Genomic DNA, 9,126 nt, shown 5'->3' with positions numbered 1-9,126 from the left:
GGTCTTGTCGTCAATTACGATGGACAGCGCCGGCTTTCACCTTCAAGCTGGAAAGTCCTGATTCGAACCTGGGAGCAGATCAGCTTCTGGGCAACTTCGCTGATTTTCCTGCTTGCAGCAATGATGGTGCCGGACATGCTGGCCGGCGCCAGTCTTTATCAGATGGGTGAACTTGCGCTGCTGATCGTTGCGGCATTTGCGGCACGCGCGGTTACACTTTACGGCCTCCTTCCAGCGTTAAGCTTTCTTCGCGTCGCTGAACACGTGGGTAAAGACCACAAGCTCGTCATCTTGTGGGGCGGTATGCGCGGCGCGGTTTCGCTCGCACTTGCCTTGGCAGCCACGCAGAATGCGGCACTCCCACCGGAAACGCGCCAATTCGTCGGTGTCCTCGCGAGCGGTTTTATCCTGTTTACCCTCTTCGTCGGCGCTCCCACAGTGCGCCCGCTGATGCGCCTCCTTCGCCTCGATCGACTATCGCCAGCCGACCTTGCGCTACGTGACCGCGTGACCGGTCTTTACCTCTCGACAATCGGCGGCGAAGTCGGAAAAATTGCGCGTGAGCATGGTGTCGTTAGTGCGGCGATAGACGAGGCTCTCCAACCCTACAGCCGCTATGAGGACGTCGCGGCGCAGATAGCGGAGGAGGACGCACAGCTTCCCGCCGAGCCGCGTCTGCGCGCAAGCGTCCAAATTCTCATCGGGCGAGAACGGGAGCTGTATTTGCAGCACTTCGAGGCGCGCACCATGTCGCGCCGAGCGCTGTCGCGACTGGTAGCGCACGTCACCATTCTTCGAGACGCCGTCAAACCGGGCGGAATTGCGGAATACCGTAAGGCGGCAAAACAATTGACGGCGTTTTCTCCGCGAATCCGCCTCTTACTTGAGGTCCAGCGCCGCCTCGGCATCGCACGTCCACTTGCAAGCGAGATCGCCGATCGGTTCGAAGCGCACCTTACCGCGCGCGTCGTCATCCAAGAGTTGCGCCAGTTCAATGCGTCTCAGCTTCGCCCACTCTTTGGCGATGGCCCAAGGAAGACATTGGACGGTGAGTTGGCGATCCGTTTCGATGATGTCGGGAGGGCCATCGAAGCGGTCGTGCTTCAATACCCCGCCTACGCTCGTGCGCTGCAGGCGCAATTTCTCGCCCTCAGAGCGATTGGCCTCGAGGAAGGGCAATACCAGAGGCTTCGCGACGAGTCCGTGATCACACCAGAGGTATTTAACGATTTGAGCCGCAATTTGCGGTCCCGACGTCGCCTCGCAGAGCGGCGGCCGAAACTCGATCTCGGCCTGAGACGCGCTGACCTCATTGCACGCGTTTCCATGTTTAGCACGGTTGAGGCCAAAGCACGCAGGAAGATAAGCAGATTACTTCGCCCACGCCTTGCAGTGCCGGGAGAAATGATCGTCCACAAAGGTGACCGAGGCGACAGCATGTACTTTATTTCATCCGGGGCGGTAGAAGTTCAAATCACCCCCGATCCCGTTCGTCTCGGAACGGGTGACTTCTTTGGCGAATTGGCGCTCCTCAATCAACAGCCACGAAACGCAAATGTCGTTGCCATCGGGTATTGTCAACTACTCCGACTAGCCTATCGCGATTTCAATCGGCTCATGCGAGCCAATGCGGATCTACGACGTGAGATTCATATTGCCGCGGAGCAACGCCTCGAAGGCGGAAGACCCGCTGAGGGAAAATCTAGATGATTGATCTTTATACGTGGCCGACGCCGAACGGCCGTAAAATTTCAATCATGCTCGAGGAGGCGGGTCTGCCATATACGGTGTTCAAAGTGGACATTGCGAATGGCGACCAATTTGCGCCTGAATATCTGGCGCTCAACCCGAATGGCAAGATCCCCACGATTGTCGACCATGAGGGCCCTGACGGGCGCGACCTCGTCGTCTTCGAGTCGGGTGCTATCCTTATTTATCTTGCCGAAAAGGCGGGAATGTTGCTGCCAAGCACCCATGCGGAACGCATGACGACAATCGCGTGGCTGATGTTCCAAGTAAGCGGACTCGGTCCAATGTTTGGGCAGGCCCACCATTTCCGCCGCTTCGCACCTGAGCCAATTCCCTACGCGGTTACGCGTTACGAGAAGGAGGCCGCACGCCTTTATGGCGTCATCGAGCGGCGACTTGGCGAGGTGGAGTACCTCGCTGGCGCCTATTCAATCGCGGACATCGCAAGTTATCCCTGGATTGCTCGCCACGAGTGGCAAGGCATCGAACTTTCAGAATATCCAAATGTTAAACGATGGTTCGCGACTGTCTCGAGCCGCCCCGCGGTACAACGCGGCATGAAGATCCCCCGGCCTTAGCGTCCGCGTGACGGCCGCCCGAACGCGGAACACCTCGGCTGAGATCAGCGTATCGGACAGCATCACCACACGAAATTGCGATCTCGGTCGCTCACCGCCCGATTTTTTGATGCATTTCGTGGATACGATTGTGGATAGGTCGACGATTATTGGGAATTATCTAATAAAATCTATTGGTCGGGGCGGACGGATTTGAACCGCCGGCTTCCTGCTCCCAAAGCAGGCGCTCTACCAGGCTGAGCTACGCCCCGGACCAGGGACTCTTGTGTGTCTACAGACCTTGATGCCACCCGGCAAGTGGCAAACATCGGAACATCTGCGCCGAAACTTTCGCCTCATGCAGTCCCGCCCGACGCCCTTTTTCGCGCCGCCGACTCCTGCCCGACATTAGGACTCACTAAAAGTTGAAAGCGGGTTCAGGAATGGTGATTCGCAATATTCTAAATTAGCCGCTAAATCCGCAGGCGTAACTTGTGCTTAGACGTTGTGATGTAAGCGCATTCCGTTTCTGCGGGGCGTGCCTGGGCATCTGGCAGGGGACGATGATTGGACCGAAGGATGCCGAGCGCCGCAACCGCCAGCACGGCCGGGCGTCATACGAATCCGTGGCCAAACCCCGTGGCCTTCTGAACGGGCTCGTTCATTCAACAAAGCCGTGCCCGTAACCATCGTCGCTCCGGCGTGGTGGACCCCCCTGCGTGCGGGTATCGCGTGGTTGGGAAGCGGTGCGGCCGTGAAGGGAGGGTACGTAGTTGGGGTCTGAGAATTCGCGTGGTGCCAGACCGCGTTTCCTTACGAGCCTGCGCGACTATCTGGATGAGCTTGCGCGCATTGGCGAGTTGGTTCGAGTCGAGCGCGAGGTCGACTGGAACCTCGAGATTGGCGCCATCATTCGGCGCTGCTACGAGACCGGGGCACCCGCCGCACTTTTTCAGCGCATTAAGGGCATCGAGCGAGGCTTCCGTGTCTTGGGCGCACCCGCCGGTGTCAGCCGCCGGAGGGACCGTTATTTTGCACGGATAGCGCTTTCTCTCGGCCTCGATGCAGGTGCGAGTGGGCGCGACATTGTCGAGGCGCTGGTCGAAGCGCGCCAGCGCCCTGGCATCAAGCCGCGCCGAATCCCGACCGGCCCGTGCAAGGAGAATGTCCTGACCGGGGAGGCAGCAAACCTTATGCGCCTGCCCGTCCCGCTCATCCATGACGGCGATGGCGGCCGGTACATCAACACGTGGGGAACAGTGGTCGCGCGCACGCCGGACGGAACTTGGACCAACTGGGGCATTGCGCGGGTGATGTTGCTCGATGGCCGCCGGATGACGGGCATCGTTCATCCCTTGCAGCATCTCGGCCAAATCCACGGCATGTGGAAGGCGCTGGGCAAGCCCATGCCCTTCGCGATGTTCCAGGGCGGCCCGCCCTTCGCGCCGTTCGTCTCGAGTATGCCAATCCCCGCGCATGTGAGCGAGGTCGACTACATGGGCGCCTATTTCGGCAAGCCGGTCGAGGTGGTGCGCTGCGAAACCGTCGATCTCGAGGTTCCTGCAACAGCCGAGATCGTCATCGAAGGCCACCTTTCCGACACCGAAACTGCAATGGAAGGCCCGATGGGCGAGTATGCGGGTTATCTCTGGCCCGGCGGAGGCAGCCCGAAACCCGTCTATCACGTGACGGCGATCACGCATCGCAACGACCCGATCCTGCCGGTCGTCGCCGCCGGCGAGCCGATTGAGGAGGACCACACTGCCCAAGGCATTCCGAGTGCCGCCGAATTGCTTGCGGAGATTCGCGCCGCCGGGATTCCCGCCACCATGGCCTGGGTGCCGCTTGAAAGTGCTCAACACTGGCTCGCCGTGACCGTGCCGGCGGATTGCCGGCGAAATCTCGGCTACGACGCGGAGCGGCTCTGCCGCGAGATCGGCACGCTCGTGTTCGAAAAATCAAAATATGGCGCCGTCATTCCGAAGATCCTGGTGCTGAACGACGATATCGATCCCACGAACACCGCCGAGCTCGTCTGGGCATTCGCAACACGCTGCCACCCCGTCCATGGTGAAATCGCCTTCGACAAGGAGGCCACCAGTCCGCTCGTGGCGTTTCTCGAGTCGAGCGAAAAGCAAGGCGGGCGCACGACGAAGGTTGTCTACAACTGCCTCCCCCCGGACGAATGGGGCGACCGGATGCCAGTCCGCTGCTCTTTCGCGCACAACTACTCGCGCGAACTGCAGGAGCGTGTGTTGGCGAATTGGACGGCCGACGGCTTCCCGGATCATTGAGTGCGGCGCAAGGAAAAACGACAACGAGGAAGGTGCTGATGAGTCGTTTCGTTCCGTTGCGCGGCACGCGGCCGGGTTCCACGGTGACGACGCGGTCGCACGGGTGAATGGCCGTGGCGGAGCGTGACATTCCGAAGGGCGGGCCGCAATCCGGCATTCTGAACGAGGCCGGCGCGTTCGGCCAAAATCTCGAATGGCGTCTGGTCGGCAACGCGCAAGATGCTCTGACCCGGCTCACTGGAATCGATCCCCAAGGTGCGGTGATCGGAATCGGCGCGCCGCTTACGGCAGCACTCGGGATTACGATCGAGGGGCTTCGCTCCTTCGTACGCCGCCAAGGCGAGGCCGGCATGCCGGAAACGCAGTTTGCACTTTGGGCCTTTCTCACCCGCGACGACGCGTCGGAGGTTTTCGACGCTGCGCAATCGTTGACCGATCGATTGACGCCTGAATTCGCCCTCGTGAGCGCGACCGCTCTCTTTCGCTATCGGAACGGTCGCGACTTGGCGGGCTTCCGAGACGGCCTTGCCAATCCTGTCGGCGCTGCGGCCGCGAATGCCGCACTGATTGCCGGTGGACAGCGGGCGGGCGGAAGCTTCGCGCTCGTTCAGCGATACGTCTATTTCCACCGCCGTCTCCTGCGCCGCGATACCGCGGAGCGGAACCATATCGTCGGACGCGATGCCGAAACCGACGCCGAACTCGCGGAAGTCGGGGAAACGGCACACGTGCGCCGTACCGAGCAGGAAAGCTTCGGCCCCGACGGATTCATGCTGCGCCGCTCGATGCCATGGGGCAATGCGCGCCGCCACGGGTTGCAGTTCATCGCTTTTATGCGCAACCTCGACCTCGCCGAACGGATGCTTGACCGCATGACCGGTGCGGCCGATGGCGTGCGCGACGCCATCCTGGGCCATACTCAGGCCGAGACCGGTGGATTCTATTTCTGTCCTCCGCTTCGCGACGGACGGCTCGATCTTCAATTCTCGACAAGCGCCTCATTGGCCGCAGCCACGCCCTTTGTGGAACGCGCCGACGGACCCGACGCAAGCATCCTCTTCGACACGCGCCGCTGTATTCACTCCCGCAATTGCGTGCTGAGCCGTCCCGACGTCTTTGTGCCCAACGTCGAAGGTGCGTGGCTTCATCCGGAGCGCGCGAGCGGGGCCGAGATTGCTGCGTTGGCCCAGGCTTGCCCTTCAGGTGCCATCCGTTACGAGCGCCACGATAGCGCAGCACCGGAAGCCCCACCCCAAGTCAATGTAGTCCGTGTGCTTGAGAATGGCCCGCTCGCGTTCCGTGCCGAAGCGACGATCGGTAGCGTGGCGGCGTTGCGCGCGACCTTGTGCCGCTGCGGGGCTTCCGCCGCCAAGCCCTACTGCGACGGAAGCCATCACCGGATCGGGTTCCACGCGACCGGAGAGCCGGAAGCGAGCGGGACCGACGCACAACTTGTCAAGCGAAACGGGCCGCTTTCGGTCGACCCGGTCCCCGATGGACCGCTCCTCTTGCACGGTCCCCACGAGATCGTCGGCGGCACCGGCCACACGATATTCCGCGGCATGGAAGCCGCACTTTGCCGATGCGGCCAGTCGCATCACAAGCCGTTCTGCGACGGCTCCCACGCGGGTGCCGGATTCCACGCCGAATGATTTCGTTTCGAGACGACCTTGACCTGGAGGTGATTCGATGCCTGACGACGTGAAGCAACCGACCGTTCAATTACCGAAGCGCAAGAAAATCGCACGCGGACAACTTTTGATCGACGGCCGTTGGCGCGATGCGCAGAACGGTGCCACGATGACCACAAGCGATCCGACGACCGAAGAGGTCATCACCGAAGTGGCGAAGGCTTCCCCTTCGGACGCCGCCCTCGCGGTCGATGCGGCATCGCGCGCCTTCGAGGACGGGCCTTGGTCGCGCATGTCCCATCACGAGCGCGCCAAGATAATGTTCCGCATCGCCGATCTCCTGGATGAGCGCGCCGATGACTTCGCGATCCGCGAAGCGATGGACATGGGCATGCCCTATCGCGATTTCCGCGAAATGATCCTGCCGATCGTCTCGAGCCTGTTCCGCTTTTATGGCGGCCAGGCGATGTCGGGCCTCGGCGGCGGTTATCGCACGACGGACGAGCCGGACGTGCGAATTCTCACCCGGCGCGAGCCTCTTGGCGTCGTGGCGGCAATCACGCCGTTCAACTTCCCCCTCGTCCTGTCCTGCTCGAAGTTGGCGCCGGCACTCGCTGCCGGCAACACGTTCGTACACAAGCCCGCCTCCGATACGCCGCTTACCGCACTCGCCCTCGGCCAGCTCTTGCTCGATGCCGGCCTGCCAAACGGCGTCTACAATCTGATTACAGGACCCGGCGGGTCGATCGGCGACGCGCTGGTGCAGAATCCCAAGGTCGACAAGATCGCCTTCACCGGCTCTACACCTGTCGGCCAGGGAATCATGCGCACGGGTGCTGCAACGCTCAAGCATCTCACCATGGAGCTTGGCGGTAAGAGCCCGAATATCGTTTTCGCCGACGCCAACCTTGACTACGCCTTGCAGGCGGCGTTCTGGGGCGTGTTCTGGAATAAGGGCGAGGTGTGCGTCGCGGGGTCGCGCATTCTGGTGGAGCGCCCGATCTACGATCAATTCGTCGAGCGCTTCGCCAAGATGGCGAAGGAAGCGGTATTAGGCGATCCACTCGACCCGCGGACACAGATCGGCCCGCTTGCGTCGAAGGCCGAGTACGACAAGGTATTGCGCTATGTCGAGGCCGGAAAAGCGAGCAAGGCGCGCCTTGTGGCGGGCGGCGGTACCCGCAAGATCAACGGCAAGGGCCTCTTCGTCGAGGCGACTGTTTTCGCGGACGCCAAGAACACGGATACCATCAGCCGCGAGGAGATCTTCGGGCCGGTCGTGCCCGTCATTCCGTTCGATACCGAGGAAGAGGCCGTCCGCGTGGCGAACGACACGCCCTATGGTCTTGCCTCCGGCATCCAGACCGGCGATATGAAGCGGGCCCTCAGGCTCGCCGACCGTATCAAAGCCGGCACCGTTTGGCTCAACACCTGGCACAAGTATCACGCCAATGCCCCGTTCGGCGGATTCAAAATGTCCGGCTTCGGCCGTGAGCAAGGTGCCGAGGCGCTCGAGAGCTATACGCAGTATAAGACCATTTGGGCCAATCTCGCCTGAGCGGGCATTAGGAATCGGCATGCGTTAGTAAAAGGAGCAACAAATGAAAATAGCCGTGATCGGCACGGGCTCGGTCGGAGCGACCTTGGGACGGCGCTGGGCCGAGCTCGGCCACGCCATTCGATTTGGCGCAAGAGACCAAACGGACGCGTCGGCCAAGGCTACGGTCGGCGCAATCAAAGGCGACGCTCGTTTAATGAGCGTCGCCGACGCGGCCAAGGACGCTGAGGTCGTTGTGCTGGCGACACCCTATGACGCAAACGCCGCCGCGATTGCCTCTGCGGGCAATCTCGCGGGGAAGGTGCTGATCGATGTCACCAATCCGATCAGCCCCAAGGGATCGCTCGCCGTCGGATTCGACAGCTCCGGTGCGGAACAGGTAGCGAAGCTCGCCCCGGGAGCTCGGGTCTACAAAGCGATGAATCAGGTCGGATTCGAGGTCATGGCCGACGCCAGTTTCACTGCCGGCAAGCCCGTGATGTTCATTGCCGGCGACGAACCCGAGGGCAAAAAAATCGTGCTCGACCTGGTCTCGTCGCTTGGGTTCGAAGCGGTCGATGCGGGCGAACTCGCCATCGCGCGTCTGATCGAGCCCTACGCCATGCTCTGGATCCATCTCATGGCGCGCCGCAAGATGGGCCGCCGCTTCGCGTTCGGTCTGTTGCGGCGATAGACAGGGGAAAAGGGCGACGAAGTCGAGCGCCACTCGAGCGACCCGAGTCCGCTGTGGCCCGCGTGGCGCACCGAACAATCGCCCAATTGTCACATTCGTTCGCTAAGATGCACGCATATCACACGATATCGCCGCGACGTGGTGCTTGCAGTTTGGCGCTGACATTTGTGTCGACGTCGTCGACGACAGCGGCACTTGCCGGCGCCAGCGATTGGTTTGTCGGGAAATTTTGCCATAGGCCCTTGCCCCCCGAAGCAAGGCCCTCTTGGGACGCCTGAGGATTGCCACTTCAGGCGTCTCTTTCTTTGGGCGCATCATCGCGACACCGAAGGCGCTCTTTCGCTGGCGAAGCGGGTGCGACAAAATGGCCCGCAACGCAACGACCGCTTTCGCATGTCACAAGGAGGGATCCACGTGGCCAATCGCTCGCTCAAGCTTACGGACAAACTCTACGACTATCTCCTCGATGTCTCGCTGCGCGAGGACAAGGTTCTGGCGCGATTGCGCACAGAAACGCGGAAGCTTCCGCTTGGCATAATGCAGATCGGGCCCGATCAGGGCCAGTTCATGTCCCTCATCGTAAAGCTTATCGGCGCTGTCAAGGCGATCGAAGTCGGCACCTTCACAGGTTACAGCTCGATCTGCGTCGCCCGTGCCTTGCCGC

Annotated in this window: 7 protein-coding genes, 1 tRNA gene and 1 pseudogene; 8 read left to right on the top strand and 1 reads right to left on the bottom strand. The window is 61.4% G+C overall.

Annotation, left to right across the window (positions count from 1 at the left end; all coding sequences use genetic code 11):
- The coding region (locus tag VEJ16_11400) for a cyclic nucleotide-binding domain-containing protein (GenBank protein HYB10267.1) at positions 1-1,710 on the top strand (1,710 nt) is incomplete at its 5' end.
- On the top strand, positions 1,707-2,327 hold the full coding sequence (locus VEJ16_11395) for a glutathione S-transferase N-terminal domain-containing protein (protein HYB10266.1): 621 nt from the start codon (positions 1,707-1,709) through the stop codon (positions 2,325-2,327). The genes VEJ16_11400 and VEJ16_11395, both read left to right, overlap by 4 nt.
- Positions 2,328-2,501: 174 nt before the next feature.
- Here VEJ16_11395 and VEJ16_11390 read toward each other — a convergent pair.
- Positions 2,502-2,578 (bottom strand) — tRNA-Pro (locus tag VEJ16_11390).
- A 501-nt stretch (positions 2,579-3,079) separates the two neighbouring features.
- Between VEJ16_11390 and VEJ16_11385 the strand changes: the two genes are divergently transcribed.
- The 6 genes and pseudogenes from VEJ16_11385 to VEJ16_11360 form a co-directional block, all read left to right on the top strand.
- Positions 3,080-4,600 carry a UbiD family decarboxylase gene (locus VEJ16_11385; protein HYB10265.1) on the top strand — a complete coding sequence of 507 codons (1,521 nt, stop codon included), beginning with the start codon at positions 3,080-3,082 and terminating at the stop codon, positions 4,598-4,600.
- 107 nt (positions 4,601-4,707) lie between these two features.
- A pseudogene (locus VEJ16_11380) lies at positions 4,708-5,550 on the top strand (Dyp-type peroxidase).
- Between the two features lie 72 nt (positions 5,551-5,622).
- Positions 5,623-6,252, top strand: coding sequence for a CDGSH iron-sulfur domain-containing protein (locus VEJ16_11375; GenBank protein ID HYB10264.1), 630 nt, complete (start codon positions 5,623-5,625; stop codon positions 6,250-6,252).
- Positions 6,253-6,289: 37 nt separating this feature from the next.
- Entirely contained in the window at positions 6,290-7,789 is a 1,500-nt protein-coding gene (locus VEJ16_11370; GenBank protein HYB10263.1) for an aldehyde dehydrogenase family protein, read from the top strand.
- A gap of 43 nt (positions 7,790-7,832) precedes the next feature.
- On the top strand, positions 7,833-8,462 hold the full coding sequence (locus VEJ16_11365) for an NADPH-dependent F420 reductase (GenBank protein ID HYB10262.1): 630 nt from the start codon (positions 7,833-7,835) through the stop codon (positions 8,460-8,462).
- A 414-nt stretch (positions 8,463-8,876) separates the two neighbouring features.
- The coding region (locus VEJ16_11360) for an SAM-dependent methyltransferase (GenBank protein ID HYB10261.1) at positions 8,877-9,126 on the top strand (250 nt) is incomplete at its 3' end.

It is taken from the genome of Alphaproteobacteria bacterium (assembly GCA_035625915.1).
Lineage (GTDB): Bacteria > Pseudomonadota > Alphaproteobacteria > JACZXZ01 > JACZXZ01 > DATDHA01.
The sequence above is the reverse complement of the archived record's forward strand: the minus strand, read 5'-3'. Positions and strand labels throughout refer to the sequence as shown.

Coding starts and splice junctions, on each gene's coding strand:
- VEJ16_11395 (HYB10266.1), top strand. CDS start 1,707: ATGATTGATCTTTATACGTGGCCGACGCCGAACGGCCGTAAAATTTCA.
- VEJ16_11365 (HYB10262.1), top strand. CDS start 7,833: ATGAAAATAGCCGTGATCGGCACGGGCTCGGTCGGAGCGACCTTGGGA.
- VEJ16_11370 (HYB10263.1), top strand. CDS start 6,290: ATGCCTGACGACGTGAAGCAACCGACCGTTCAATTACCGAAGCGCAAG.